The organism is Streptomyces sp. NBC_00005, assembly GCF_045160215.1.
Lineage (GTDB): Bacteria > Actinomycetota > Actinomycetes > Streptomycetales > Streptomycetaceae > Streptomyces.
Genome location: NZ_CP108316.1, coordinates 925,072 through 951,964 on the forward strand (window position 1 = coordinate 925,072; position 26,893 = coordinate 951,964).

Annotated in this window: 22 protein-coding genes and 2 pseudogenes; 15 read left to right on the forward strand and 9 right to left on the reverse strand. The window is 70.8% G+C overall.

The genetic code is table 11. The features are described 5' to 3' along the window. Position 1 precedes the first annotated feature (1 nt). From OG303_RS04685 to OG303_RS04710, 6 genes are read left to right on the forward strand one after another with little or no spacing between them, the layout of a single operon-like run. Positions 2 to 511 carry a (2Fe-2S)-binding protein gene (locus tag OG303_RS04685; RefSeq protein ID WP_405877077.1) on the forward strand — a complete coding sequence of 170 codons (510 nt, stop codon included), beginning with the start codon at positions 2 to 4 and terminating at the stop codon, positions 509 to 511. Then, positions 508 to 2,904, forward strand: a complete 2,397-nt coding sequence (locus OG303_RS04690; RefSeq protein WP_405865017.1) for an aerobic carbon-monoxide dehydrogenase large subunit — start codon at positions 508 to 510, stop codon at positions 2,902 to 2,904. The genes OG303_RS04685 and OG303_RS04690 overlap by 4 nt, the downstream gene beginning before the upstream one ends. 11 nt (positions 2,905 to 2,915) lie before the next feature. Next, a complete protein-coding gene (locus OG303_RS04695) occupies positions 2,916 to 3,803 on the forward strand; it encodes an XdhC family protein (RefSeq protein ID WP_405865019.1) in 888 nt (295 codons plus the stop codon). Positions 3,804 to 3,806: 3 nt separating this feature from the next. After that, entirely contained in the window at positions 3,807 to 4,694 is an 888-nt protein-coding gene (locus tag OG303_RS04700) for an AAA family ATPase (protein ID WP_405865021.1), read from the forward strand. Between the two features lie 2 nt (positions 4,695 to 4,696). Further along, positions 4,697 to 5,350: an SRPBCC family protein gene (locus tag OG303_RS04705; RefSeq protein WP_405865023.1), complete on the forward strand. Its 654-nt coding sequence runs from the start codon at positions 4,697 to 4,699 to the stop codon at positions 5,348 to 5,350. Beyond that, positions 5,347 to 6,567: a vWA domain-containing protein gene (locus OG303_RS04710; RefSeq protein WP_405865025.1), complete on the forward strand. Its 1,221-nt coding sequence runs from the start codon at positions 5,347 to 5,349 to the stop codon at positions 6,565 to 6,567. The genes OG303_RS04705 and OG303_RS04710 overlap by 4 nt, the downstream gene beginning before the upstream one ends. Positions 6,568 to 6,626: 59 nt before the next feature. On the opposite strand, the gene OG303_RS04715 is transcribed toward OG303_RS04710, so the two are convergent. The 3 genes from OG303_RS04715 to OG303_RS04725 form a co-directional block, all read right to left on the reverse strand. Continuing rightward, on the reverse strand, positions 6,627 to 7,100 hold the full coding sequence (locus OG303_RS04715; RefSeq protein WP_405865027.1) for a carboxymuconolactone decarboxylase family protein: 474 nt from the start codon (positions 7,098 to 7,100) through the stop codon (positions 6,627 to 6,629). 109 nt (positions 7,101 to 7,209) lie between these two features. After that, positions 7,210 to 8,166, reverse strand: coding sequence for a LysR family transcriptional regulator (locus OG303_RS04720; RefSeq protein WP_405865029.1), 957 nt, complete (start codon positions 8,164 to 8,166; stop codon positions 7,210 to 7,212). Positions 8,167 to 8,302: 136 nt separating this feature from the next. After that, positions 8,303 to 8,755 (reverse strand): flavodoxin family protein, encoded by a 453-nt coding sequence (locus tag OG303_RS04725; protein ID WP_405865031.1) that lies wholly within the window; start codon positions 8,753 to 8,755, stop codon positions 8,303 to 8,305. 111 nt (positions 8,756 to 8,866) lie between these two features. Between OG303_RS04725 and mgrA the strand changes: the two genes are divergently transcribed. Then, positions 8,867 to 9,910: an L-glyceraldehyde 3-phosphate reductase gene (gene mgrA / locus OG303_RS04730; protein WP_405865033.1), complete on the forward strand. Its 1,044-nt coding sequence runs from the start codon at positions 8,867 to 8,869 to the stop codon at positions 9,908 to 9,910. Positions 9,911 to 9,919: 9 nt separating this feature from the next. Here the strand turns inward: mgrA and OG303_RS04735 are convergent, their stop codons facing one another. After that, positions 9,920 to 10,801: a YegS/Rv2252/BmrU family lipid kinase gene (locus OG303_RS04735; RefSeq protein WP_405865035.1), complete on the reverse strand. Its 882-nt coding sequence runs from the start codon at positions 10,799 to 10,801 to the stop codon at positions 9,920 to 9,922. Between the two features lie 245 nt (positions 10,802 to 11,046). Further along, a complete protein-coding gene (locus tag OG303_RS04740) occupies positions 11,047 to 12,648 on the reverse strand; it encodes an FAD-binding oxidoreductase (protein WP_405877079.1) in 1,602 nt (533 codons plus the stop codon). An 82-nt stretch (positions 12,649 to 12,730) separates the two neighbouring features. Here OG303_RS04740 and OG303_RS04745 point away from each other — a divergent pair, with 82 nt between their 5' ends. The 3 genes from OG303_RS04745 to OG303_RS04755 all read left to right on the forward strand — a co-directional run bounded on the left by OG303_RS04745 (position 12,731) and on the right by OG303_RS04755 (position 15,248). After that, on the forward strand, positions 12,731 to 13,330 hold the full coding sequence (locus OG303_RS04745; RefSeq protein WP_405865037.1) for a TetR/AcrR family transcriptional regulator: 600 nt from the start codon (positions 12,731 to 12,733) through the stop codon (positions 13,328 to 13,330). Further along, positions 13,327 to 14,904 (forward strand): glycerol-3-phosphate dehydrogenase/oxidase, encoded by a 1,578-nt coding sequence (locus OG303_RS04750; RefSeq protein WP_405865039.1) that lies wholly within the window; start codon positions 13,327 to 13,329, stop codon positions 14,902 to 14,904. Before OG303_RS04745 ends, OG303_RS04750 begins: the two co-directional genes overlap by 4 nt. Before the next feature lie 68 nt (positions 14,905 to 14,972). Continuing rightward, positions 14,973 to 15,248, forward strand: a complete 276-nt coding sequence (locus OG303_RS04755; RefSeq protein ID WP_405865041.1) for a hypothetical protein — start codon at positions 14,973 to 14,975, stop codon at positions 15,246 to 15,248. On the opposite strand, the gene OG303_RS04760 is transcribed toward OG303_RS04755, so the two are convergent. Together OG303_RS04760 and OG303_RS04765 are read right to left on the reverse strand one after the other, a co-directional pair. Then, positions 15,229 to 15,990 (reverse strand): GNAT family N-acetyltransferase, encoded by a 762-nt coding sequence (locus OG303_RS04760; protein WP_405865043.1) that lies wholly within the window; start codon positions 15,988 to 15,990, stop codon positions 15,229 to 15,231. The two genes, OG303_RS04755 and OG303_RS04760, sit on opposite strands and share 20 nt — an antisense overlap. Positions 15,991 to 16,102: 112 nt before the next feature. Continuing rightward, complete coding sequence (locus OG303_RS04765; RefSeq protein ID WP_405865045.1) at positions 16,103 to 18,187, reverse strand: DUF1996 domain-containing protein; 2,085 nt, start codon at positions 18,185 to 18,187, stop codon at positions 16,103 to 16,105. 178 nt (positions 18,188 to 18,365) lie between these two features. On the opposite strand from OG303_RS04765, the gene OG303_RS04770 reads away from it, so the two are divergent. Then, positions 18,366 to 19,181 carry a class I SAM-dependent methyltransferase gene (locus OG303_RS04770; protein WP_405865047.1) on the forward strand — a complete coding sequence of 272 codons (816 nt, stop codon included), beginning with the start codon at positions 18,366 to 18,368 and terminating at the stop codon, positions 19,179 to 19,181. 297 nt (positions 19,182 to 19,478) lie between these two features. Here the strand turns inward: OG303_RS04770 and OG303_RS04775 are convergent, their stop codons facing one another. Further along, positions 19,479 to 20,258, reverse strand: a complete 780-nt coding sequence (locus OG303_RS04775; RefSeq protein ID WP_405865049.1) for a maleylpyruvate isomerase family mycothiol-dependent enzyme — start codon at positions 20,256 to 20,258, stop codon at positions 19,479 to 19,481. Positions 20,259 to 20,333: 75 nt separating this feature from the next. On the opposite strand from OG303_RS04775, the gene OG303_RS04780 reads away from it, so the two are divergent. From OG303_RS04780 to OG303_RS04795, 4 genes and pseudogenes are all read left to right on the forward strand, one after another. Beyond that, positions 20,334 to 21,035, forward strand: a complete 702-nt coding sequence (locus tag OG303_RS04780) for a lipoprotein (RefSeq protein ID WP_405865051.1) — start codon at positions 20,334 to 20,336, stop codon at positions 21,033 to 21,035. Between the two features lie 558 nt (positions 21,036 to 21,593). Beyond that, positions 21,594 to 22,472: pseudogene (locus OG303_RS04785) on the forward strand (chitinase); the annotation flags it as partial. Positions 22,473 to 22,538: 66 nt separating this feature from the next. Further along, positions 22,539 to 24,752: an RICIN domain-containing protein gene (locus OG303_RS04790; protein WP_405865053.1), complete on the forward strand. Its 2,214-nt coding sequence runs from the start codon at positions 22,539 to 22,541 to the stop codon at positions 24,750 to 24,752. A 20-nt stretch (positions 24,753 to 24,772) separates the two neighbouring features. Then, positions 24,773 to 25,438 (forward strand): annotated as a pseudogene (locus OG303_RS04795) (ThuA domain-containing protein); the annotation flags it as partial. Positions 25,439 to 25,454: 16 nt separating this feature from the next. On the opposite strand, the gene OG303_RS04800 reads toward OG303_RS04795, so the two are convergent. After that, on the reverse strand, positions 25,455 to 26,753 hold the full coding sequence (locus tag OG303_RS04800) for an RNA-guided endonuclease InsQ/TnpB family protein (protein ID WP_405865055.1): 1,299 nt from the start codon (positions 26,751 to 26,753) through the stop codon (positions 25,455 to 25,457). Between the last annotated feature and the right edge of the window lie 140 nt (positions 26,754 to 26,893).

Sequence of the window (26,893 nt, forward strand, 5' to 3'; positions counted from 1 at the left end):
CGTGCAGGTCACCATGACCGTCAACGGCGAAGAGGTCAGCCAGGAGATCGAGGGGAGGCTGCTCCTCGTCCACTTCCTGCGCGACCACCTGCGACTGACCGGAACGCACTGGGGCTGCGACACCAGCAACTGCGGTACGTGCGTGGTGTGGCTGGACGGTGAGCCGGTCAAGTCCTGCACGGTGCTGGCCGCCATGGCCGGCGGGCACGAGGTGCGCACCGTCGAGGGACTGGAGCAGGACGGCGAACTCGACGCCGTGCAGCGGGGGTTCGTCGAGTGCCACGGGCTGCAGTGCGGCTTCTGCACGCCGGGCATGATGATGACCGCGCGGGCCCTGCTGGACCGTAATCCCGACCCGTCCGAGCAGGAGATCCGGGAGGCGATCTCCGGGCAGATCTGCCGCTGCACCGGTTACGCCACCATCGTCCGCTCCGTCCGGTGGGCGGCGGCCGAGGAGGCCGGGACCAGGACCACGTCGTCCGCGGAGATCGCTTCGGGGAGCCCGTCATGACCGCCGTCTCCGAGAACGGCCATCGCACCGCCTTCGTCGACAACGACCAAAAGCCCTGCGGGCACGGGCGGATGCTCCGCAAGGAGGACCCGCGATTCGTGCGCGGCAAGGGCCGCTACGTCGACGACCTGCAACTGCCCGGCATGCTGCACCTGGCGATCCTGCGCTCGCCGCTCGCCCACGCGCGCGTGCTGTCCGTCGACACCACTCTGGCCGAGGCGCACCCGAAGGTCCGCCTGGTGGTGACCGGCGCGATGCTCGCCGAGAAGGGCCTGGCCTGGATGCCGACCCTCTCCAATGACGTACAGGCCGTGCTCGCCACCGACAAGGTCCGCTTCCAGGGCCAGGAGGTCGCCTTCGTCGTCGCCGAGGACCGCTATGCGGCGCGCGACGCACTGGAGTTGATCGACGTCGAGTACGAGCCGCTCGACCCGGTGATCGACGTGCGCACCGCGCTCGCCCCGGACGCGCCCGTCATCCGCGACGACCTCGAGGACAAGCGGGACAACCACTGCTTCGACTGGGAGACCGGCGACGCCGCCGAGACCGACGCCGTCTTCGCCCGCGCCGACGTCGTGGTCAGCGAGGACATCGTCTACCCGCGCGTGCATCCGGCACCCATGGAGACGTGCGGCGCGGTCGCCGACTACGACGCCGTCGACGGCAAGCTCACCCTGTGGTCCACCACCCAGGCCCCGCACGCCCACCGCACCCTGTACGCGATCGTCGCCGGCCTCCCCGAGCACAAGATCCGCGTCGTCTCCCCCGACCTCGGCGGCGGCTTCGGCAACAAGGTCCCGATCTACCCCGGTTACGTGTGCGCGATCGTCGGCTCCCTGCTCACCGGCAAGCCCGTGAAGTGGATGGAGGACCGCTCGGAGAACCTGATCAGCACCGGCTTCGCCCGCGACTACATCATGCGCGGCGAGATCGCGGCCACCCGCGAGGGGAAGATCCTCGCCCTGCGCACCCAAGTCCTCGCCGACCACGGCGCGTTCAACGGAACGGCCGCGCCCGTGAAGTACCCGGCCGGCTTCTTCGGCGTCTTCACCGGCAGCTACGACCTTCAGGCCGCGCACTGCAGCATGACGGCCGTCTACACCAACAAGGCTCCCGGCGGGGTGGCGTACGCCTGCTCGTTCCGCATCACCGAGGCCGTGTACCTGGTGGAGCGGATCGTGGACTGTCTCGCGTTCGAGCTGGGGATGGACCCGGTCGAGCTGCGCAGCAGGAACTTCATCCGGCCCGAGCAGTTCCCGTACCGGACGAAGACCGGCTGGGTGTACGACTCCGGGAACTACGCGCCGACGATGGAGCTGGCCAAGGAACTCGCCGGATACGACGAACTCCGCGCCGAACAGGCCGAGAAGCGGGCCCGCGGCGAACTCATGGGCATCGGGGTGTCGTTCTTCACCGAGGCGGTCGGCGCCGGGCCCCGCAAGGACATGGACATCCTCGGGCTCGGCATGGCCGACGGCTGCGAACTGCGCGTGCATCCCACCGGCAAGGCCGTCGTACGGCTGTCGGTGCAGACGCAGGGACAGGGGCACGAGACGACGTTCGCGCAGATCGTCGCCGAGGAACTCGGCATCCCGCCCCAGGACATCGAGGTGGTGCACGGCGACACCGACCAGACGCCCTTCGGGCTCGGCACCTACGGCAGCCGCTCCACTCCCGTCTCGGGCGCGGCCGCGGCACTGGTCGCCCGCAAGGTACGCGACAAGGCCCGGCTGATCGCCTCCTCGATGCTGGAGGTGTCCGTCGCCGACCTGGAGTGGGAGAAGGGCTCCTTCCGCGTGGCCGGCGACCCCAAGGCCTCGGTCACCATCCAGGACATCGCGATGCGCGCCCACGGCGCCGGCGACCTGCCCGACGGAGTGGAGGGCGGGTTGGAGGCGCAGATCTGCTACAACCCGGAGAACCTCACCTACCCGCACGGCGCCTACATCTGCGTCGTCGACATCGACCCCGGCACCGCGAAGGTCACCGTCCGCCGCTTCGTCGCGGTCGACGACTGCGGCACCCGTATCAACCCGATGATCATCGAGGGTCAGGTGCACGGCGGGCTCACCGACGGCGTCGGCATGGCGCTGATGGAGATGATCGCCTTCGACGAGGACGGCAACTGCCTCAGCGGCTCCCTGATGGACTACCTCATCCCGACCGCCCTCGAAGTCCCCGACTGGGAAACGGGGTTCACGGTCACCCCCTCTCCGCACCATCCCATCGGCGCGAAGGGCGTCGGCGAGTCCGCGACGGTCGGCTCACCGCCCGCGATCGTCAATGCCGTCGTGGACGCGCTCAAGCCCTTCGGTGTCCGGCACGCCGACATGCCGCTCACTCCGTCGCGGGTGTGGGAGGCCATGCAGGGCCGCCCGACACCGCCGATCTGAAGGTGGTCGCCATGACCGGCACGGTGAGCGCGCGGGCGCTCGAACTCGCCGAGCGGCGTGTGCCGTTCGTGCACGCGCGCGTGGTGCGCGCTCAGGCGCCGGCCTCCGCGCATCCCGGGGACGAGGCGATCGTCCACGGCGACGGCACGATCGACGGCTTCGTCGGCGGCCACTGCGCGGAGGGGTCGGTGCGTACGGCCGCGCTCGGCGCCCTGCACGGCGGTACGCCGCTGCTGCTGCGGGTGCTGCCGGCGGGCGAGGACGTGTTCCCGGAGTCACCCGGCGCGCAGGTCGTGGTCAACCCCTGTCTGTCGGGCGGCGCTCTGGAGATCTTCCTGGAACCCGTACTGCCGCCACCGCTCATCGAGGTCGCCGGGAACACACCGATCGCCGAGGCCTTCCTCGCCCTGGCCGAGGTGCTCGGTTACGCCACCGCCCGCTCCCTGCCGGACCGTCCGCCCGCCGAGCACACGGCGGCGGTCATCGTGGCGGGGCAGGGCCACGGCGACGCCGAGGCCGTCCGCGCCGCCCTCGACGCGGGGGTCCCCCACATCGCCCTGGTCGCCAGCCGTCGCCGCGGCGCCGCCCTCCTCGACGAACTCGGCCTGGACGATGCGGAAAGGGCCCGTGTCCACTCCCCCGCCGGCCTGGACATCCGCGCCCGCACCGCGCCCGAGATCGCGCTGTCGATCCTGGCCGAGATCGTGGAAGCCGTACGGTCCGAGGCCGTGCGGCCCGAGCCCGTGACGGCGGCGCGGCCGGCCGAGGCCGTGGACCCGGTGTGCGGGATGACGGTGACCGTCCGGGCCGACACCCCTCATCTGCCCACGGACGACGGCGAGTTGTGGTTCTGCGGCACCGGATGCCGGGACCGCCATGCAGCAGGGCCGGTGGGCTAACGGGTGAGCGAGCTCTTCACGGACGCCGACGACCTGCGCCAACGCCTCGATTCCGTCGGCCACTTGGTCGACGAGGGCACCGCCACCGCCCTCTACCTGGCCACCGTCCTGGACCGGCCGCTCCTGGTGGAGGGCGAACCCGGCGTCGGCAAGACCAGTCTGGCCAAGTCACTCGCCCAGGTGCTGGACACCCCGCTGATCCGGCTGCAGTGCTACGAGGGACTCACACCGGGCGAGGCCTTGTACGAGTGGAACTACCAGCGCCAACTCCTCGCGATCCGGCTCACCGAGGCGCGCGGCGGGCAGCTCGCCGACGCCGACGTGTTCACCGAGGAGTTCCTGCACGACCGGCCCCTGCTGCGGGCGGTACGCCACACCGGGCCGGTGCCGCCCGTTCTGCTGATCGACGAGATCGACCGGGCCGACGACGAGTTCGAGGCGCTGCTCTTCGAGTTCCTCGGCGAACGGTCCATCACCGTACCCGAGTTGGGCACGTTCGCCGCCGTACGGCCACCCGTCGTCCTGCTGACCTCCAACCGCAGTCGCGAACTCCACGACGCGCTGCGTCGTCGCTGCCTCTACCACTGGATCGACTTCCCCTCCCCCGAGCGCGCCGCCCGGATCCTGCGCCGCTCGGTCCCGGCCGCGAACGAGCCGTTGATCGCGTCGGCGACCGAGTTCATCGGCCGGGTGCGCCGGCTGGACCTGGACAAGGCGCCCGGCATGGCGGAGGCGATCGACTGGGTCTCGGCGCTGGCCGCGCTGCGGGTCGCCCGCCTGGCTCGCACCGACGTCGTCAGCACGCTCAGCGCGATCGCCAAGAGCCCGGACGACCGCATCGCCATCACCGAGGCGCTCGAAGAGCTCGGCCATCCCGAACAGACGAGGTAGCCATGAAGATCGACCAGGAGTTCGGTGTCGACGTGCCCGTCGAGCGCGCCTGGCAGGCGCTCACGGATCTGGAGGGGCTCGCCCCGTGCATGCCCGGCGCCGAGCTCACCGGCGTGGACGGGGACACCTATCGGGGGCGGGTGAAGGTGAAAGTCGGGCCTGTCATCAGTCAGTTCACGGGAACGGCGCGCTTCGTGAAGTTGGACGACGCCACCCACATCGCCGTCATCAGTGCGGCCGGGAAGGACACGCGGGGTGCTGGGAACGCCTCCGCGACGATCCACGCCCGGCTGCGCGCCGATGGCGTGGGCACGCTCGTGACGGTCAGCACGGATCTCAACATCAGTGGGAAGCTGGCCCAGTTCGGCAGCGGCATGATCAAGGAGATCTCGGAGAAACTGTTCGCGCAGTTCGTCGAGAACGTGGAGACACAGCTGCTGGCTCCGGAGAAGACACCCGTCCCCGAACCGGACGAGGCGCCGCAGGCTGTCGCCGAGCCTCTTGTCGCCGTACAGCTTCCGCAGGGGGAGGCGACGGCGGCCAAGCCGCTGGACCTGATGCGGTTGGCCGGCAAGTCCGTGTACCGGCGGCTGATCCCGGCCCTTGTCGTGGTCGTGGTGGTCGTCGTCGCCGTGGTTCTCCTGCTGGCCCTGTGACCCGGGCCGGGCAGTTGCTCCCGGCCGTCGACCGGGCCGCCTTCGCCGTCGCGTTCGCCGCCCGGCTCAGGGAGCGGGGCGTGGCGGTGGGGCTCACCGCCACGCAGGACTTCGTACGTGCGCTGGTCGCCGTTCCGCCCGTGTCCCGGACGGCGCTGTACTGGTCGGCCCGTGTCACGCTGGTCCGGCGTCGGCCGGATCTGCCGCGGTTCGACGAGGAGTTCGACGCGGTGTTCGGTGACGCACTGCTCTCCGTCGATCCGCACGCCCGCCGCACCAGCGACCGGCCCGCTCCGCCCGGGGGCAGTGCCCGTGCGGCGGCGGTCGAGCCGTACGACGTGTCCCATGGGGCCGGCGACCGGCGCGGTCTGCCCTGGACGACCCTGGCGCCCGTCGTAGCGCAGGCCGACCACCGTGACGACGTCGCCCTGTCCATGCCGGAACGTCTGCCCAGCGATCTCGCCGGGACTCTGGACACGCCGTTCGAGCAACTCGGCGTCAGGGAGGCGCAGTTGCTGGGCCGGTGGCTGGAGCGGGCGCTGCGGGAGTGGCCCGTGCGCCGCTCACGCCGGTACGCGGTGCGGCCGGGCGGTCCCCGGATCGCGATCCGGGAGACCGCGGCCCGGGCGCGGCGCACCGGTTGGGATCCGGTCCACCTGGTGCGTACGGGGCCGGTGGACCGGCCGCGCCGGGTGGTGGTGCTGTGCGACGTGAGCCGGTCGATGCAGGCGCAGGCGATGGCCTACCTGCATCTGATGCGAGCACTCGCGCTGACCACCCACGCCGAGGTCTTCGCCTTCGCGACCTCGCTGACCCGGCTCACCACGGTCCTCGCCCACCGTTCGCCGCAGGCGGCGCTGGACGAGGCCACGGAGCGGGTCGTCGACCGGTTCGGCGGAACGCGGATCGCGCACAGCCTGTCGACGCTGCTCCGCTCGCACCACGGCGGCACGCTGCGAGGCGCGGTCGTCCTGATCGGTTCGGACGGCTGGGACGGTGATCCGCCGGAGCGGCTGGCCGCCGCCATGGCCCGGCTGCGGCGCCGTGCGCACACGGTGATCTGGCTGAACCCGCGGGCCGGGGCTCCGGGATTCGCCCCCAGTACGTCGACGATGGCCGCGGCGCTTCCGTACGTCGACCTGCTGCTGCCGGCGGACACTTTCGCGGCTCTGCTGCGGGTGCCGGGCGAGGTGGCGCGTCATGCGCGTCGCAGCTGAACGGCCCGGGCGAGGGTGCCCGGGCCATATGTCGTCGCCGGTGGTCAGAGCAGTCCTCGTCAGCCGAACATGCCGGGCTGGTAGTCGCCGGCGGGCTGCTGGACGAGGACGTTGAAGCGGTTGTACATGTTGATGAGGGCGATGACGGACACGAGGGCGGCGAGCTGGTCCTCGTCGTAGTACTTGGCGGCGTTCGCCCAAGCCTCGTCCGTGACACCACCGGCCGCGTCGGCGATGCGGGTGCCCTGCTCCGCCAGCTCCAGGGCGGCGCGCTCGGCGTCGGTGAACACCTTGGCCTCCCGCCAGGCCGCGACCAGGAACAGACGCTGCGGGTCCTCACCCGCGGCCAGGGCGTCCTTGGTGTGCATGTCGGTGCACATGCCGCAGCCGTTGATCTGGCTGGCGCGGAGCTTCACCAGCTCCTGGGTCGCCATCGGAAGCGTCGAGTCCGAGAGTGCCTTGCCTGCCGAGTTGATGTGCCTGAAGATCTTGGCCGCGACCTGGTTGTCGAAGAGGTTCAAGCGAGCATCCATGATGCGCTCCTGTGCCGTTGTCGTTGCTTACACCTCTCTGACGGAGCGGCTCGGCGGGACGTGACATACCCGAATGTGACCTGGGTCTCCCCGGCTCACAGGTGACGGGCTAGCTCCACAAGGTGACGTGGATGGCGGGACGGAAGCGGCCCGCGGTCACGCCCGCGCCCCGCAGCATGGCCTGGGTGGCCCGGGGTGTGGTGACGAAGCGGCGCAGTTCAGCGGCGGCCGACGGCGCCTCGCGGTCGGGGAGGGCGAGCAGGTTCCAGGAGCCGCGGGCCGGCATGTGCGGGCCGTCGAGCCGCCGCAGCTGTCCGTCGGCCAGGTCCTTGACGACGGCGAAGGCCACCGCGAGGGCGATCCCCTTGCCGCGTTTGGCCTCGTCCACGGCGGCGGCGTGGCTCTGGAAGATGCGCTGGTTGTGCTCGGGGACGCTCAGGCGGCGCAACACCGAGGGCACCATGCCGGTGCGGCCGACAGCCGAGGGTCCGAGCAGCCAGGTCTGCTCGCGCAGTTCCGTGGTGCCGGCGCCGCCCGCGGCGAGCGGGTGGTCGGGGCCCACGACCGCGATCACCTGGTAGTTGAGGAAGTGGGTGCAGGTCGTGGCGTCCTCGATGGTGGCGGGCCTAGGTCCGATGGCCACGTCGACCGTGCGGTTGACGAGCAGGGTGCCGAAGCTCTGCGTGTCGTGCACGCTCAGCTCGACGTCCAGGTCGGCGGCGCGCTGCGCGAACAGTTCGATGAGGCCGGGCGCCGCGTGCTCGGCGAACAGGCTCGACGCGGCCACGCGCAGCAGCCGCCGTCCGGATCCGGCCCCCCGTACCTCCAGGATGGTGCGGTCCTGCAGGCCCAGCATCTCCGTCGCGCGGCTGGCGAGCCGGAGCCCGCCCGGGGTGAAGGCGAGCCCGTGGGCGGTCCGGGTGAACAGCTTGTCGCCGAGTTCCTTGCGCAGGTGGGCGATGTGGATCGAGACGGCGGACTCGGTCACGGCGAGATCGGCCGCGGCGGCCTTCACCGAGCCCAGGCGCACGGTCGCTGAGTAGGCCCGCAACTGTGCCGGGGTCAACGAGAACCTCCCCGCTCTCCACGGGTGCCCATCACCTGTGACCTGCACCTCAAATTAGCGCACCAGTTCGTGACGAGCCACCTGTTGCATGGAGTCGGTCGATCTCAACTGACCGCTGGGGCAAGGCAGTCAGGGATCACTCCAGCAGTCCGGCGGCGAGGGTCGCGCCCAGTTCCCAGCAGGCCTCGACGTCGGACTTGGCCGGCTCCCCGGTCACAGTGACGGGCTTGACCGTTCGCCGCCAGCCGAGACCGGTCGTGATCGCCTCGATGCCCCGCACCGCGCCCGTGACGTCGCTCCCGCCGTGCACGTAGTAGCCGAAGGGCCTGCCCTGCGTCGCGTCCAGGCAGGGGTAGTAGATCTGGTCGAAGAAGTGCTTGAGGGCCCCGGACATGTAGCCGATGTTGGCCGGAGTGCCGAGCAGGTACGCGTCGGCGGCCAGCACGTCGGACGCCGTGGCCGCCAGTGCCGCCCGCCGTACGACCTCGACGCCCTCGATCTCGGGCGCGGTCGCACCGGAGACGACGGCCTCCAGCATGGCCTGGCAGTTGGGCGAGGGCGTGTGATGCACGATCAGCAAGGTGGGCACCCCCGCACCCTATTTCAGACCGGATTCGGACCTCATTCAGAAAGGAATCCGCTGAATCCGATGAAAGGGAGTTGTTGGACTTCGCAATCGTGCGCGAGCACAGTGAACCCCATGACCCACCTTGCACATCCCGAGCGCTACGACGGCACCATGCGCTACCGGCGCACCGGACGTTCGGGCCTCGACCTCCCCCTTCTGTCCCTTGGCTACTGGCACAACTTCGGGGACGAGCGGCCGTTCGAGACGCAGCGCGAGATCGCCCTGCGCGCGTTCGACCTCGGGATCACCCATCACGACCTCGCGAACAACTACGGCCCGCCGTACGGCTCCGCGGAGATCAACTTCGGCCGTCTGATGAAGCAGGACCTCGCGCCGCACCGCGACGAACTGGTGATCTCCACGAAGGCCGGCTGGGACATGTGGCCCGGCCCGTACGGCCAGGGCGGCGGATCCCGCAAGTACGTGCTCGCCTCGCTCGACCAGTCGCTCGCGCGCATGGGCCTGGACTACGTCGACATCTTCTACTCCCACCGCCTCGACGCGAGCACTCCGCTCGAGGAGACGATGGGCGCCCTCGACACGGCGGTCCGCCAGGGCAAGGCCCTCTACGTCGGGATCTCCTCGTACGACGCGGAGCGCACCCGCGAGGCCGCCGCGATCCTGCGGGACCTGGGCACCCCGCTCCTCATCCACCAGCCGTCGTACAGCATGCTCAACCGCTGGATCGAGACCGAAGGACTGCTGGACGCCGCCCAGGAGGAGGGCTTCGGGGTCATCGGCTTCACGGCGCTCGCCCAGGGGCTGCTGACCGGCCGCTATCTGGACGGCGTACCCGAGGGCTCGCGGGCCGCGGCGGGCACCTCTTTCGACACGTCGTGGCTGTCGGAGGACATGCTGGTCAGGCTGCGTGCGCTGGGTGACATCGCCGCCCGGCGCGGGCAGACCCTGGCGCAGATGGCGCTCGCCTGGGCGCTGCGGGACGAGCGGGTCACCTCGCTGGTCATCGGCGCCTCGCGCACGGAGCAGCTGGAGCAGAACGTCGCCGCGCTGGAGAACCTCGACTTCAGCGCCGAGGAGCTGGCCGAGATCGACAAGTACGCCACCGACGGCGGCGTCGACCTGTGGCGGGACGCCCGGACCGGGAACCTCGGCTGAACCGGGCGCTCAGCACAGCACGTTCAGCGCTCCGGGCAGGACTCTGACCGTGACGGGCAGGACGGCGTCGACCTCTCCGTCGGCGCCGTAGGGCACGTCGCGGTCGGCGGAGATGCTGATCTCCCGGCCGCGCAGGATGCGCACCTGCGGCCGGTCGACGTGGGCGCCCGTCTTGAGTTCGTTCATCAGGGCGAAGAAGAGCCGCCGGGGCGCCTCGCTGATCATCACCACGTCGAGCAGGCCGTCGTCCACGCGGGCGCCGGGGGCGATGTGGCGCCCGGAGCCGTAGTAGCCGGAGTTGGCGACCACCACCGTGTAGCCGGTGTGGCGGTGTTCCTCGCCGTCGATGGTGACCCGGTAGCGGGCCGGCCGCCAGGTGGTGACGGCCCGCAGACCGCCCGCGTAGTAGGAGGCGGCGCCGCGGAGCAGTTTCGCGCGGTTGGCATGGCGGTTGGCCAGGGCGTCGACGCCTGCGTACACGCTGCCGAGGACGACGGTGCGGTCGTGGACGGCCGACTCGACCTCGATGGTGTCGACCGGGCGCGGTTCGTGATGGAGCAGCACCTCGGCCAACTCCGAGGGTTTGGTGGGGAGTTCGAGGGCTCGGGCGAAGTCGTTGCCGCGACCGGCGGGGACGAGGCCGAGTACGGTGCCGGTGCCGCTGAGGGCGCCGCCGATGCCGCCCGCGATGCCGTCGCCGCCGACGGCGAGCACCACCCGGCCCTGCTGTCCGGCGTTCCGGGCGAGTTCCTGGGCGTGCGCCAGGCTGCGGCTGTACTCGGTCTGCAGCTCGGCGCCCGCCTCCCGCAGCAGCCGGGCCACGGCGAGCAGCGCGGCGGCCGAACCGGCTCCGCCCGCGGTGGGGTTGACGACGGCGGTGAACTGTCGCATCGGTGTGCCTCCGGGGCGGGCGGGTCGGTACTGCCGGGCAGGGGTGTCGGAATCAGTCGTCCAGGGGCCTTCTGATGGATCTCCGTGGAAGAAGGAGCGGCGTTCGGTGCGTGGGCTCGGCGTGCGGCGTGGAGGGTCATGTGGCGGAGCTACCTGGCCCTTCGCGCCGTGCGGTTGGGGGTCCTCCCACGCCCTTGAGGCAGTGGGGGAGTGCGTGCCGGGCGTCGCGACGCCGCGGAGATCCATCAGACGGGCCCTAGGGGCAGGAGGACGCCGGGGTTGAGCAGTCCGGCCGGGTCCAGTCGCCGCTTCACCGCGCGCAGGGCGTCGACGGCCAGGGGGCCGGCCTCGCGGACGTACCAGTCCCGGTGGTCGGTGCCCACGCCGTGGTGGTGGGTGATGGTGCCGCCCGCGGCGAGGATCGCCTCGTTGGCGGCGTGCTTGGCCCGCGTCCAGTGCGCGACCGGGTCGTCGCCCTGTGCCGAGACCACGGTGAAGTACAGCGAGGCGCCGTTCTCGTAGACGTGGGAGATGTGGCACATGACCAGGGGCGGGGTGCCGGCCGCGGTGAGTGTGGTGGTGAGCGCGTCGCGTACGGCCGCGTAGAGCTCGGGGACGCGGGACCAGAAGGTCGCCGTCTCCAGCGTCTCGGCGAAGGCGCCCGCGTCGAGCAGGGCGTCGCGCAGGTAGGGGGCCGAGTAGCGGCCGTGGGCCCAGCGTTCGCCCGGCTCCTCGCCCAAGGGGATTCCGCCGCACTCGCGCAGGACTGCCGCCGCGTGCTCCTGGCGGTACGAGGTGTCCTGCTCCGTGCCTTCGTATCCGGCAATGGCCGTGCATCCGGCGGTAGTTGGGGCGCCGGAGGATCCGATCGCGTCGGGCTGGGCGAGGCCGATCAGGGTCTCGGTCTCGTCGGACAGCCGCAGTACGGTCGGGCGCGGCCCGTCCTGGGCGAGCCGGCGCAGGGCGGCGGCCCCTTCTTCGAAGGAGGGGAAGCGCCAGCCTTCGTAGACACGGGTCTGCGGGACCGGGCGGATGCGGACCGTCACCGACGTGATGACGCCGAACGCCCCTTCCGAGCCGAGGAGGAGTTGGCGCAGGTCGGGTCCGGCCGCCGAGCGTGGGGCTCGGCCCGTGTCGATGGTGCCCTCGGGGGTGGCGAGGGTGAGGCCGAGGACCATCTCGTCGAAGCGGCCGTAGCCGGCGGAGGCCTGGCCGCTGGAGCGGGTGGCGGCGAACCCGCCGATGGTGGCCCACTCGTAGGACTGGGGGAAGTGGCCGAGGGTGAAGCCGTGTTCGGCGAGCAGCGCCTCGGCCTGCGGTGCGCGCAGGCCCGCTTGCAGGGTGGCGGTGCGGGAGACCGGGTCGAGGGCGATCAGGCCGTCCATGCGCCGCAGGTCCAGGGCGACGAAGGCGCCCCGCTGCCCGGGGGCGAGGCCGCCGACCACGGAGGTGCCGCCGCCGAACGGCACGAGGGCCAGGCCGAGTTCGGCGCAGGCGCGCAGCACGGCGAGGACCTCGTCGTGGTCGGCCGGGAGCAGCACGGCCGCCGGGGTGTCGGCGACGTCGCCCTCCCGAATCCGCAGCAGGTCGGGGGTGGACTTGCCGCGTGTGTGCCGGATCCGGGTCTCCGCGTCGGTGCGCACGAACTCCTCGCCGCCCACGGCCGCCACGAGGGCCTGGTGTGCGGCGGGCTCCAACTGCCCTTCCGGAACGGCGATGTCCGCCAGGCCGACCGGCTCGGCGCTGCGCGGCTTCACGCCGAGCAGATCGCGCAACAGCCCGATCACCGTGTCGGGCAGCGGCGTCGCCCTGGCCGGGTCGCCCCAGCCGCTCCACAGCATGTCCATGACTGTCGTCCTCACCGGTCGATTCGAGCGATTCCGTCTCCCGACGACACCCGCGGGGCGCCGAGGCGTTACACTGTGACACATGACGCCTATTCGTCACAACAGCTCGGACAATGACGCGGTGCTCGACGCAGTGCGGGACTGCGTCCTGGCCGTCGGTGTCCGCCGTACGACCCTCACCGACGTGGCCCGCCGCGCGGGCGTCTCCCGGATGACGCTGTACCGGCGCTGGCCCGATGTGCGCACCCTGGTCGGCGACTTGATGACCCGCGAGTGGATCGACGTGGCCACCGGGGCGATGCCCGAGCGCAGACCGGGGACGAACGCGCTGAGCCTGCTCGTGGACGGGCTGGTGGCGGGAGTGGAGTCCTTCCGCGCCCATCCCCTCTTCCGCAAGATCGTCGACGTCGACCCCGAACTGCTGCTCCCGTACGTGCTGGACCGCCGCGGCGCGAGCCAGAACGCCCTCCTGGAGCTGCTGACCGACGGCCTGAAGGAGGGGCACGCGGACGGATCGGTCCGCGTCGGCCACCCCGAACGTCAAGCCCGCTCCGTGCTGCTGATCGTCCAGTCCTTCACCCTGTCCCTGCGGACCATGACCGACGAGGACGACGCCGACCTGTCCTCCCCGGCCTTCCTCACGGAGCTGCGCTCCATCCTGGAGAGGACCCTCACGCCATGAGTCACAGCCCCGCTTCCGGATCGTCCCTGTCCGCCGCCCGGCGCTCGCGCGAACTGGCCGAGACCGTCGGCGGCCCCACGGTGGACGTCCTCGTCGTCGGGCTCGGCGCCACGGGTGCCGGGGCCGCTCTGGACGCGGCGGCGCGCGGTCTGAGCGTCGTCGCCGTCGACGCCCACGACCTGGCCTTCGGCACCTCCCGCTGGAGCAGCAAGCTGATCCACGGCGGGTTGCGCTATCTCGCCTCCGCCCAGTTCGACGTCGCCCACGAGAGTGCGGTCGAGCGAGGTGTGCTGATGGAGCGCACGGCACCCCACCTGGTCCGCGCGCAGCCGTTCGTCCTGCCCCTGACGCCGTTGGTGTCCCGGGGCCAGGCGGCGCTGGCCTGGGCCGGCTTCCGGGCCGGCGACACCCTGCGCCTGACGGCCCGCACGGCCCGGGCCACGCTGCCCGCGCCGCGCCGGCTCTCCGCGATGGAGGCCCGCCATCTGGCCCCCGCCCTGCGCACCGACGGCCTCCGTGGCGGCCTGCTGTCCTGGGACGGGCGGCTCGTCGACGACGCCCGCCTGGTGACCGCCGTCGCCCGCACCGCGGCCGCCCGCGGCGCCCGGATCCTGACCCGGGTCAGGGCGTTGGAGCTCACCGGCTCCGGCGCCCGCGTCCGTGACGAACTCACCGGCGAGGAGGGCGAGATCAGGGCCCGCGCGGTGATCAACGCCTCCGGCGTGTGGGCGGGCGGCCTGGTGGACGGCATCCGTATCCGCCCCTCCCGCGGCACCCATCTGATCCTGCGCTCGGACCGGCTCGGCCCGCTTCCGGCCGGTCTGCACATCCCGATCCCCGGGGAGACCAACCGCTTCGTCCTGGTCCTGCCCCAGGGCGACGGCCGCGTCTACGTCGGCCTCACCGACGAACCCGTGGAGGGCGACATCCCCGATGTGCCCGAGGTACCGGAGACGGACATCGGCTTCCTGCTCGACGTCCTCGGATCCGTCCTGGACGTCCCGGTCAGGCGCGAGGACGTCGTCGGGGCATTCGCGGGACTGCGCCCCCTGCTGGACACCACGTCGGAGGCCCACTCCGGCGCCGCGGCCAGGACCTCCGACATCTCCCGGCGGCACGCGGTGCTCACCTCGTCCGAGGGTGTGATCACCGTGGTCGGCGGCAAGCTCACCACGTACCGGCGCATGGCCGAGGACGCCGTGGACGCCGCCGTCGCCGCCCGCCGTCTCACCGCGGGGCCCTCCCCCACCGCGTCCCTGCCGCTCGTCGGCGCCGCCTCACCGCAGGTGCTCGACACGCTGCCGGCACCCCGCCACCTCGTACGGCGCTACGGCACCGAGGCACCGGCCGTCCTCGCACTCGGCGCACAGGACCCCGGGCTCAACGAGCGGGTGCTGCCGGGACATCCCGTCACCGCCGCCGAACTGCTGTGGGCGGTACGCCACGAGGGCGCCCTCGACGAGGCCGACGTCCTCGACCGCCGTACCCGCATCGGTGTGGTGCCGGCGGACCGCGCCGCGGCACTGGACGCCGTACGGGAACGGCTCGGCGAGGCCTTGGCCCGACAGGGTTGAGGCCCGGCCGGTCCGGCGGCATCGGCTCGGCGCGCGAAATCGGAAATGCCCTAATATGCTCCGTTTGCGTGACACATACCTTCGACGAGCTGGTGGAGAAGCAGCGCGCGGCCGACCAGGCGCACAGCCAGGTCGAGGAGCTGCGGCACTCGTACGGCCCACCGACCCGGCAGGGCGGCTGGACCGGACAGCAGACCGACACGTACGAGACCGCCCTGCGCGCCTGGCGCGACCTGGCCCGTGAGGCCCGGACCTCGGTCTCCGAGTACGCGAGGGAGTCGGGGAAGCCTCGCACCGAGGTCGAGGCCGACGTCGGCCGGACGGTCAGGCAGTCCGAGCCGTAGCGCTCGTCCCGGGCGAGTCCGACGCCGGGGCGAGTTCGATGCTGAGCTGGCAGCCCAGCTCGGCGAAACCCAGTGCGGCCGCCACACGCCGGGAGGCCTGCGGCCGCGCGCGCCATTGCGGCAGCAACCCGGCGGCGAGGGCGTGTGCGACCGTCGCCGAGCCCGTCACCCGGGCCAGCCCTCGCCCTCGTGCTTCCGGTGCGGTCAGTACGCAGACGTGGGCGGTCCGGCCCGGCCAGACCCGGTATCCGGCCGCGGCGACGACCTGCCCACGCTCGCGCACCACCCAGGCGGGGGACGTGATCTCGCTCAGAGCGGCCTCGGCGGCGTCCTCGTGACCGGCCGCCTCTTCGAGACTGCGCAGCTCGGGGTGCGAGGCGGGCAGCCGCTCGACCGTCCAGGCACCGGCTTCCACCGGGCGGAAAACCTCCGGAGACACGTATGACAGCGCCGCCGGGCCGAGGATCCCAGTCACGGGCAGCACCTCCCGGACCAGAGCGTCGTCCACGACGGCCTCCGCCGGCAGCCTCGCCAGTGCGTCGCGCACGGTCACGGCGACGCTCTCACTCGGCACGGTCACGAGCGCCGATCCGCCCAGCGCCACCACGCCGACCCAGCCGACCGGACACAGTCCGGATTCCGGCGAGACCACCACGGTCACACCGCCCGCCGCCGCGAACGACACCGGCACCCGGGCCAGGCCCTGCCACAACTCACGGGCTCCGACCAGCAACGGATCCATCGGCACAGCACCCTCCCTTCGCGCGCGTTCCCGAGAGTAGGCGGGGCCCGCCTCGATCACCGAACGTGGGCGGGCGCCCGGACCGGGAGGTGGGTCCGAGCGCCCTGGGGTTTCAGCGCACGTAACGGCGCCGCGTGCGGGTGAGCAGGAACAGGCCCGCGATCAGCAGGACGGTGCCGGCCGCGGCCGGCCACAAGGTCGTGCCGGTCTCCGCGAGGCCGCCCTGGACCGCCTGCGGCTCCGTCTGGCTCGCGGCGGAGTCGTTCCCGCCCGTGCCCTGGGACTGGGCGGAGTCGTCGCCCGCGTTGGTGTCGTCCTTCCCGGAGCCACCCTGTTCCGCGGCCGCCGCTGCGCTCTTGGAGGCCTTGGACGTGGCGTAGACCCTGGGTTCCGTCGTGCTGGACATCGTGGGCGCGTCGTCCGCCGGCCGGCTGGTCTCCGGCGCGGCGGTCGTGGGCTGCGCCGTCTGGTCGTCGGATCCGCCGCCGGAGTTCCCCTTGCCCGATCCGTCGCCCGAGTTGCCGTTGTCGTCACCGGCCGGCGGCGTCGTGGGGTCCTCGGTCGGCTGCGTGGTCGGCTCCTGGGTGGGCTGGTCGGTCGGGTTGTCGGTCGGCTTCTCGGTCGGCTGCTGGGTCGCTCCACCGTCCGAGCCCGGGTCCTCGTCGGTGCCCGCGCCGCACTCACGGCCGCCGTTGATGCAGGACACGACCTCCTTCATGAGGCCCTCGTCGAAGACGTTGATGAAGTCGCCGTGGTCGGTGACCGGCTTGTGCAGCTGCTCGGGGAAGGAGTCCACCGCGAACAACGGGGTCGTACGGCCGCCGTCCTGAAGACTCGGCGCGTCGACGTCGTAGACGATGCGCTGCACCAGCTGCGGAATGGCCTCGAAACCGTTCGGGCAGGCGCCGGAGGCGTCGGCGAACGCCACATGGGTGCGGTGGTTGGCGCTGTCGATGTTGCGGCCGTCCCAGCAGCTCTGGAACTTGAACGTGCGGACCACGTCACTGCCCTGCGGGCACAGCGGGTACTTGTCCTTCAGCTGCCGGTCCTCGAACCCGGTGCAGCTCCAGGAGGCGTTGGCGTTGGCCGGGCCGTTGACGAAGGCCTTCGCGTCGCCGGTGATGATGCGCAGCAGGCGGGGCATCTCCGTGACCTTGCTCTGCTGGTTGCCGATGAACGTCAGCGTGACCTGCTTGGCCTGGACGATCTCACCGGCGTTGCCCTCGATGCCGCCGCCGGGCTTGTTGGCGTCCTGCTCCTGGGAGCCGTTCTGCAGGCGCAGCACCGGCCAGTAGTACGTGGACTTGTCGCCCTTGTTCTCACAGCTCGTGTCGGCCTTGGCCAGGTCGTCGTCGCTGGCGAAGGCGTTGTTGGACTGGTTGCCGATGTAGTCGTGGAAGTGGTGGGCGCCGTTGGTGACACCCGGAGCCACGATCACGTTGTCGGAGTTGAACAGGCCGTTGGCGTTCACTCCGCAGCTGGTGGTGAAAGTGCCGCTCGAGTCGAAGGACTTGAGGTTCGGGGCCGCGGTGTTGGGCTGGACCGTCTTGATGTCCTGGTAGTCCCCGGCGACGGGGCCGTTGCCTGCCTGACCTCCGTTGCCGGCCTGCTGACCGCCACCGTTCTGCTGGTCGTCGCCGTTCTGTTGGTCGTCGCCGTTCTGTTGGTCGTCTCCCTGCCCCTGCTGGCCGTTCTGGGAGTCGTCGCCCGCGCCCTGCCCGCCGTTCTGGTCGTTCCAGGTGCGCAGCGAGCAGTCCGCCATGGAGTCGAGTCCCTCGGGACGCTCGCCGGCCTGCTCGATGGAGTCGCCGATGCGGCCGAGCGACTCGGACCGCTTCTCCTTCAACGGCTTCATGACCGCGTCGTCGGTGTAGCCGCTGTCCTGGCGTTGCTCGGGCGTCGCCGCCTGCAGCCGCTGGTAGGCCTCCGCTATCTGCTGGTCCAGTGAGGCGAGTTCCTTGTCGACGTCCCCGCGCGCCTGGTCCGGCACCTCGGTCAACTTGCTGCCGACGTCAGGGCAGTCGATCGTGCCGGCCATGGCACTGCGCGTCTGCGCCCCGTCCGTGCCCGAATCGCCTTCCGTCGCAGAGGCGTAGACGTTGGCCGCCACCAGCCCGCCTCCACCCAGCATCAGCGCGATGGCCGCAAAGGTTGCGCGGCGTGGGCCTGTTGGGCGTCTGCGCGTGTTGCGTCCCACGAGAATTCTCCTACGGATCACGGCGGTCGGCGGTCGGGCATACAAATCCCTCGCCACATACGGACGGTGGCTCTGGTGTGTTCAACCGCCCCACAGATTCATACGAACCTCTCAGTAAGCGCATGTCTCCAGGTGCCCAGACGTGGCACAAACTCGGGCAACACGGCACAGTGGGAACGTGGCCGAGCAGGACTTCGACGTGTGGACCGCCGGGAACGCCTACGAGCGGTACATGGGGCGGTGGAGCCGACTGGTCGCCGACGAGTTCCTGACCTGGCTGGCATGCGGGCCGGGCGCTCGCTGGCTGGACATCGGCTGCGGTTCGGGCGCGTTGACCGCGAGCGTGGCCGCCCGCTGCCGGCCCCGGACGCTGCTCGGCGTGGAGCGATCCACCGGGTTCATGGCCGTGGCGCAGGCAGGCGCGTCCGCTCCGGCCCGCTTCGCGAGGGCCGACGCACAGGCCCTGCCGGTGCGCGACGACATGGTGGACGCGGCCGTCAGCGCGCTGGTTCTGAACTTCCTCCCCGAGCCCGGTGCCGCGGTCGCCGAAGCCGCGCGCGTGGTGCCGCCCGGCGGGCTGGTCGCCGCATATGTGTGGGATTACGCCGAAGGCATGGGATTTCTACGGCACTTCTGGGGCGCCGTGGCGACCGTTGACCCGACCTCGGCGGCGGCGCTGGACGAGGGCCGCCGGTTCCTGCTGTGTCGGCCCCCCTCGCTACGGCGACTGTGGGGCGAGGCCGGGCTGACCGAGGTGGAGGTCGCCCCCATCGAGGTCCCGACGCTCTTCGCCGACTTCGCCGACCTGTGGGACCCATTCCTGGCGGGGCAGGGCCCCGCGCCCGGTTACGTGGCCTCGCTCACCCCGGCCGCCCGGGAACGGTTGCGGGAAGCACTGCGCGAGCGGGTACCGGCTCGCCCGGACGGCTCGATCGCGCTGCGGGCGCGCGCCTGGGCGGTGCGCGGCCGCAAGGCCGGAGTCGTCGGCCACTGAGCACGAGCAGCGGTGCCCGTGAAGTCAACGCCACTTCCCGGGGCGGCAGTTGACTGGCGCCGGGAGCGCTCCCCTGGCGCCTGGCGCGGCTCCGTCAGGGATACGGAGTCGATTCCTTCGTCGAACGGAGGCCCCACATGAGCATCGCCGCAGGCTCACTTCTGGCATGTGCACGTCGTACTTGTGTCGTGCTGGCGGTCTGGGCGCCGGCAGCGGCCTCGGCGCTGGGCACCCGACGTTCGTGCACCTCACCCTGTGGGCATCCCATGATCGTCCGTCAACGGGTGCCGTTCGGGGCTACGCCTCCAACCAGAATCCGGTGCGGGTCAACCAGAGGTCGAGAAGTGTCGCGTCGCCGTCGGTCTCGACGGCGGGAGCCGGTCGCCGGTAGAGGAACAGGAGCAGGTCCGTCACCGGTCCCCGCACGGTCGTGGCGGCCTCGGCAGTGCCCGGACTCCAGGTCGGCCGGGCGCCGGTGAGGTCGACGAACCATGCGCCGCTGCCCGGCGCTTGGAAGAGCAGCGTACGACCGGGGCCGAGCAGGCCCGGTGCTCCGGGCCCGGACTCGTACGCCTCGGGGACCGTCGAGAACTCCAGCCATTCCTCCACCGCGTCGACCGCGAGAGCGTCGTCGAGCGAGAACTCCGTGCCGGTCGCCAGCGCCGCGTCGGCCCGGTGGACGACGGTCTCGTGGGTCATCCTCCGGGCCCAGAACAGCGCCGTGGACCGCTCGTGGGCCGGTGTCCACACTCGCACGTCGGGCCCGGCCTCGCGCAGGGCGGCGCCGAGTTCCGCGGCACCTTCGCCGAGCCAGTCGGCCAGTGCGCCGCCGTCCACGTGGGCGTACACGGCCGGGTCGTCGACGGGATCGGCGGGCACCGGTTCGACGGCCCTCGTCCGTACGACCTCCTCCGCCCATCGGTGGTCTCCGCCTACATGCCGCAGCAGCCGGCCGAGGTCCCAGCCCGGGCAGGTGGACACCGGGACGCCTGTGTCCGCCCCTCTGGTCCCGCCTCTGAGGAGGTCGGTCTGGGAGACGATCTCGCGACAGAAGTCGTCGAAGGTCAGCGAAGGCACCCGCTCATCCTGCCACTCGGCCCTCTCCCGGCCCTCGGATAATGTGTCCCGCCTGATCGAGAGGAGACAGCGCACATGCTGGTCGGGGCGGGGAACGCAAGGCTGAGGCTGGCCCAAGTGGCTTTGCTGGCCGGGGTGTTGACGGGCTGCACGCAGGCGTCGGACGAGGGGGCCGGGTCGAGCGCGTCGGCGACGGCGGACTCGTCCGGCAAGGGCACGGAGGTCGCCGAGCGGGGCGGGACGATCGGGGCGTCGGGTTCCGCGTGCGAGCTTCCCGTCACCTTCGACATCGCGAAGGACTGGACGGCGGAGGCCGTCGACGCCGGGGCGGCCAAGGACAAGGCCTCGGGCAGCGGAACCGCCGACCCCGAGGACGAGCTTGGCGAAGAGGTCGCCGACGCCCTCCTGCACCAGGGCCCGGTCACCGCCGCGTGCGAGGTCGACGCCAAGCCCGCGGGCAACATCGGCTTCCTCCGCGTCTGGACCGGCGAACCGGGCGACGACGACGCGCGCACCGTACTGGAGGCCTTCGTGGCGGCCGAGGACGGTACGAGCAAAGCGCAGTACCGCAACGTCAAGGCGGGCGACCTCGACGGCGCCGAGGTGGCGTACCAGTACACGAGCAAGATCCTGGACGAGACCAAGCAGGAGCACGCCCTCGCCGTAACCACCGCGAGCGGACCGGTCGTTCTGCACCTCGAAGGGCTGGACACCGAAGAGCACCGAGCGATGCTGCCCGCCTTCGAGCTGGCGAAGCGGACCCTTCACACCGCATAGCGGCTCAGGGGCGGACGGACTCGCTGTCCGCACCAACAGCAAGACGAACGACGCCCTGTTCAGCTACCAGACGAGCGAGAGCACGAACACGAGCGCAGGTCCGGTGTACACGTCCGAGACCCGGGTGGCGTGCGCCTGACCGACACACAGTGACGGGGCACAGTGACGCGCCACGGCGATGGCGGGACTTCGACGGCGGAGTCCCGCCGTCGCCATTTCTTGAACGGGCGATGCCGACACGTGTCACACCAGAACCTGTCCGGATTCAAGTCGTGCACGCCCCAACTCGCAGCGACTGATACCTGCTTCATCTCTTGACGTGTCTGGTTCAGACCTTTAGGTTCCCGGTCACACAGCTTCACAGGTACGCCCAAGGTTCACCCATCTGAACACCCTTGTGCCGTGCACCCCCCACCGTCCACTGCCGCCGAAAGGCTGTGACCACCCCCCATGAACACACAACCCCCCACCCGTGCCGCCGTGTTGCGCGGCAGCCTCGCCATAGCCCTGCTCGGTCTCTCGGCCGGAGCCCTCACCGCCGCTCCCGCCGGCGCCGCCCCCGCCGCCGCGCCGATGACGGTCGCGCCGTACCTCTACAACGGCTGGGGCAGCCCGCCCAGCCCCACCACGATCAGCAACGCCACCGGCGTCAAATGGTTCACCCTCGCCTTCGTCCTCAGCAACGGGCACTGCAATCCGCAGTGGGACGGCAGCCGGCCGCTCACCGGCGGTGTCGACCAGCGGACCGTCACCACCGTGCGCGGCAACGGCGGTGACGTCATCCCCTCCTTCGGCGGGTACAGCGGCAACAAGCTGGAGAGTTCCTGCTCCAACGCCGGTGAACTGGCGGGCGCGTACCAGAAGGTCATCAACGCCTACGGGCTCAAGGCGATCGACATCGACCTCGAGGCCGACGCCTACAGCAACCCGACCGTGCAGCAGCGCACGGTGGACGCCCTGAAGACCGTGAAGGCCAAGAACCCCGGCCTGAAGCTGTACATCACCATCGGCACGGATCAGAGCGGCCCCGACACCAGCCTGATCAAGCGCGCGGCCTCGTCCGGGCTGTCCGTGGACGCCTGGGCCATCATGCCGTTCGACTTCGGCGGGGCCGGAAAGAACATGGGGACGCTCACCCTGAAGGCCGCCGAGGGCCTGAAGTCCGCGCTCAAGAGCGCCTACGGCTACGGCGACGACCAGGCCTACCGGACCATGGGCATCTCCTCCATGAACGGGATCACGGACCAGAACGAGAAGGTCACCGTCGCCGACTTCCGCACCATCCTCGGCTACGCCCAGCAGCACCACCTGGCCCGGCTCACCTTCTGGTCCGCCAACCGCGACCGGCCCTGCACCAGCGGGGTCGCCGACAGCTGCTCCGGTGTCGGCCAGCAGGCCTGGGACTACACACGCGTCTTCGCCCAGTACACCGGCTGAACTCCCCCGCAGCCGTAGGCACTTCCCACCCCCCACCCGCATGCCCCACCAGCATGGGAGACAGCCGTGCCCGGATCGAAGACAAGACCCGGCAGCCGTATACGGGTGCTGTTGACCGCGTTCGCGCTCGCCGCGACCGGTTCCGGCCTCGCCGTCGTACTGCCGCACACCGCGCAGGGTGCCCAGGCCGCGGCCCTGCCCACCAGTTGGGCCACCGTCGTCAACAAAGGCAGCGGCAAATGCGTCGACGCCCGCGGTGCCGGCGCCGCCGACGGGACCGTCGTGCAGCAGTACGCGTGCAACTCCAGCCAGGCCCAGCAGTGGCGTTTCCAGGACACCTCCGACGGCCGCGTCCAGGTCGGCAACCGCAACGACACGACCAAGGCCTGGGACGTCACCGGCATCTCCACCGCGGACAGCGCACCAGTGCAGCTGTGGACGTACAGCGGCGGCCTCAACCAGCAGTGGCAGGCCGTCGCCGAGGCGGACGGCGCCTACCACTTCGTCAACCGCAACAGCGGCAAGTGCCTCGACGTGCCGTCCGCCTCCACCGCGGACAGCGTCCAGCTCCAGCAGTACGCCTGCAACGGCAGCGCCGCGCAGTCCTTCTACATCAACCCCGTCGAGGCCCAACAACCGCCCGGCACCCCGGACTTGGGCCCGAACGTCACCGTCTTCGACCCCTCGACCCCGGCCGCCACCGTCCAGAGCAGCCTGAACGCCGCCTTCGCACAGCAGGAGACCAACCAGTTCGGCACCGCGCGCAAGGCGTTCCTCTTCAAGCCGGGCACCTACGACGCCGACGCCAACGTCGGCTTCTACACGCAGGTCGCCGGGCTCGGCCTCTCCCCCGACGACGTGAACATCCGGGGCGCGGTGCATGCGGAGGCGGACTGGTTCCAGGGCAACGCCACCCAGAACTTCTGGCGTTCGGCGGAGAACCTCTCGGTCACCCCGACGTCCGGCACGGACCGCTGGGCGGTGTCGCAGGCGGCGCCGTACCGGCGTATCCATCTGCGCGGCAACCTCCAGCTGGACGACGGCGGTTGGTCCAGCGGCGGCTACATGGCCGACACGTTGGTCGACGGGCAGGTCCGCTCGGGCTCGCAGCAACAGTGGCTCACCCGCAACTCCCAGCTCGGCAGCTGGACGGGCTCCAACTGGAACATGGTCTTCGTCGGCAGCCAGGGCGTGCCCGCCACCAGCTTCCCCAACCCGCCGTACACGACGGTGGCGCAGAGTCCGGTCACCCGGGAGAAGCCGTTCCTGTACGTCGACTCCGCCGGTGCCTGGAAGGTGTTCGTGCCCTCCGCACGCACCAACTCCACGGGCACCAGCTGGAGTTCGGGCACGCCCGCGGGCACTTCGCTGCCGCTGTCCGACTTCTTCATCGTCAAGCCGGGCGCGACGGCCGCCCAGATGAACGACGCACTGGCGGCGGGCAAGCACCTGCTGGTCACGCCGGGCGTCTACCACCTCGACCAGACCCTGAAGGTCACCAAGCCCGACACTGTGGTGCTGGGTCTGGGGCTGGCCACCCTCATACCGGACAACGGCGTCACCGCCATGACGGTCGCCGACGTGAACGGCGTCCAGCTCGCCGGGCTGCTCATCGACGCGGGCACCACCAACTCCGCGCAGCTGCTGGAGATGGGCCCGAGCGGATCGTCCGCCGACCACAGCGCCGACCCCAGCTCCCTGCACGACGTGTTCTTCCGGGTCGGCGGCGCGGGCGTCGGCAAGGCCACCACCAGCCTGACCGCGAACAGCGACGACGTCATCGGCGACCACCTGTGGATCTGGCGCGCCGACCACGGCAACGGCGTCGGCTGGACCAGCAACACCGCGGACACCGGGCTCGTGGTCAACGGTGACGACGTCACCATGTACGGCCTGTTCGTCGAGCACTACCAGAAGCACCAGACGATCTGGAACGGCAACGGCGGCCGCACGTACTTCTACCAGAACGAGATGCCCTACGACCCGCCCAACCAGGCGGCCTGGATGAACGGCTCCACCCAGGGCTACGCGGCCTACAAGGTGGCGAACTCCGTCACCAGTCACCAGGTCTACGGCTTCGGCAGCTACTGCTACTTCAACGCCAACCCGAGCGTGACGGCCGAGCACGCCATCGAGGCCCCGAACAATCCGAACGTCCGCTTCACCGACATGGTGACCGTCTCCCTCGGCGGCACGGGCACCATCCGCCACGTCGTCAACGACCGCGGCGGACCGTCCAACTCGTCCACCAACGTGGCCAACCTCGTCAACTACCCCTGATCCAGAGAGGAGTTCATACGATGCATGCCATCAGAGCCGGCGCCGTACGCATCCTCGTGCTGCTGGCGATCCTGCTGACGGGGCTGTCCGTTCCAAGGGCCGAGGCGGCCGCCCAGCCGTTCAAGGTGCTCGCCCTCTACAACGGCACCTGGGACGCCGCGCACATCAGCTTCGTCCACGAGGCCAACGACTGGTTCCCGAAGCAGGCCGCCCAGAACGGCTTCACCTACACGGCGAGCAACAACTGGGACCTGCTCGCGAACGGCGGGGTGAAGGGCTACCAAGTCGTCCTGTTCCTCGACGACTTGCCGCAGACCGCAGCCCAACGCACCGGATTCGAGAGCTATATGCGGGGTGGCGGGGCCTGGATGGGCTTCCATGTCTCCGCCTTCACCACCGACGCCAACAGCTGGTCCTGGTACCACAACCAGTTCCTCGGCAGCGGCAACTTCAAGTCCAACACCTGGGGGCCGACGACCGCGGTCCTGCGGGTCGAGGACCGCACCCACGCGTCGACGAAGAACCTGCCGGCGACCTTCACCTCGTCCGTCAGCGAGTGGTACAGCTGGTCGAACGATCTGCGGAAAAACCCCGACATCAAGATCCTCGCCTCGGTCGACCCGAGCAGCTTCCCGCTCGGCACCGACCCCGACCAGACCTGGTACAGCGGCTATTACCCGATCCTTTGACATCCTCCCCCTCTTAAAACAGGGGGATTCCAACCCAGTTGGGTTGAGGTTCACGGGCGCTCGAACGGCCGGTGGCCGTTGTCACCCCTCCGGCACCGGCGGTACACCGGGGGCGGGGAATCCCGCCCTGTCCTGCCGCGACGTTGATGCTTGCGTTGGTGTCCGCGTTGCAGGTGAAGCCGCAGGATACGCACTCGAACTCAGCTTGGCTCTTGCGTGAGTTCTTCTCGATCCATCCGCAGGCACTGCACCGCAGGGAGGTGTAGGGGGCGGGAACGTCTTCGACCCGGCCAGGGGCCTTGTGCTCGGTGCGCCGGCGCAGCAGGCCCCAGCCTTGGGCGAGGATGGCCCGGTTCAGCCCCGCCTTCTGGGCCACGTTCTTGCCGGGCTGCTCGACAGTTCCCCTCGCCGAGCGGGTCATGTTCTTGATGTTCAGCTTCTCGAACCGGATCATGCCGTAACTGCGGGCGAGTGTGGTGCTGGTCTTCTCGCACCAGTCCTTGCGCCGGTTCGCCTCCCTGGCCTTGAGTCTCGCGGCCTTCGCGTACTCGGCTGCCTTGTGCGGGCTGTTCTTCTTCGCCCGTGCTGCGCGCCGCTCGTGCTTGCGGATCTGCGCCCGCTCCTTGACGGTGAGCTGCGGGCAGTTCAGCGTGCGGCCGTCCGACAGGGCCGCGGTGATCGTCACGCCCCGGTCGATGCCGATGACCTCGCCCGTGGGGGGCGCGGCTATCGGCCCCGGGATGACGGCGAAGGCAATGTGCCACTGGCCGCCTCGGAAGGCGACCCGGAACGTCTTGGCGTCGGGCAGCTTGGCGCCCCTGCCCCTGATGCTGAGGCGGAACCGCACCCAGCCGCAGCCGGGCACCTTGACCTGCGCCCACCGCCGGTTGAGCTTCTGCACAGCCACAGACCGGCCCATGACCTGCTTGCCCTTGGCATTCAGCTTCGGCGAACCGTCCTCGTTGTCCTCGGGTACACGGCCGGTGCCGATGACGCGGAAGCCCTCGTGCCGGAACTTCTTGCGCCAGGTCGGCTCGCCGAACCCGGAGGTGAAGCGGGCGTTCTTGGCCTTGGCGAAGTCCTTGAGCGCCTGCTGCTGCACGTCCGCGTTCCCGGCGCCCAGCCACTCATTCGCGCGCCGGGCCTCGGTGAGGTGGCGGCACTGCTCCGCGAACCCCGGCGCGGAGTTGCGCCACCTGCGCCAGTGTGAGTGCTGCTCGACGGCGAGGTTCCAGATGTACCGGGCGTGCGCGCAGTGCGTGAGCATCTGCTCTGCCTGCGCGGGCGTCGGGTACATCCGGAAACGTGCCATGCCGCGAACCTAGCCCACGCGTTCCCCGCCCGCGCACATCATCGATCAACATCACCCGTCCGAGTGATCGCTCTCGGCCGCTCCCCTCGCCCGGCCACCGGCCACCGGTCCCTCAACTCCGAGTAGCCACACCTGTTTGA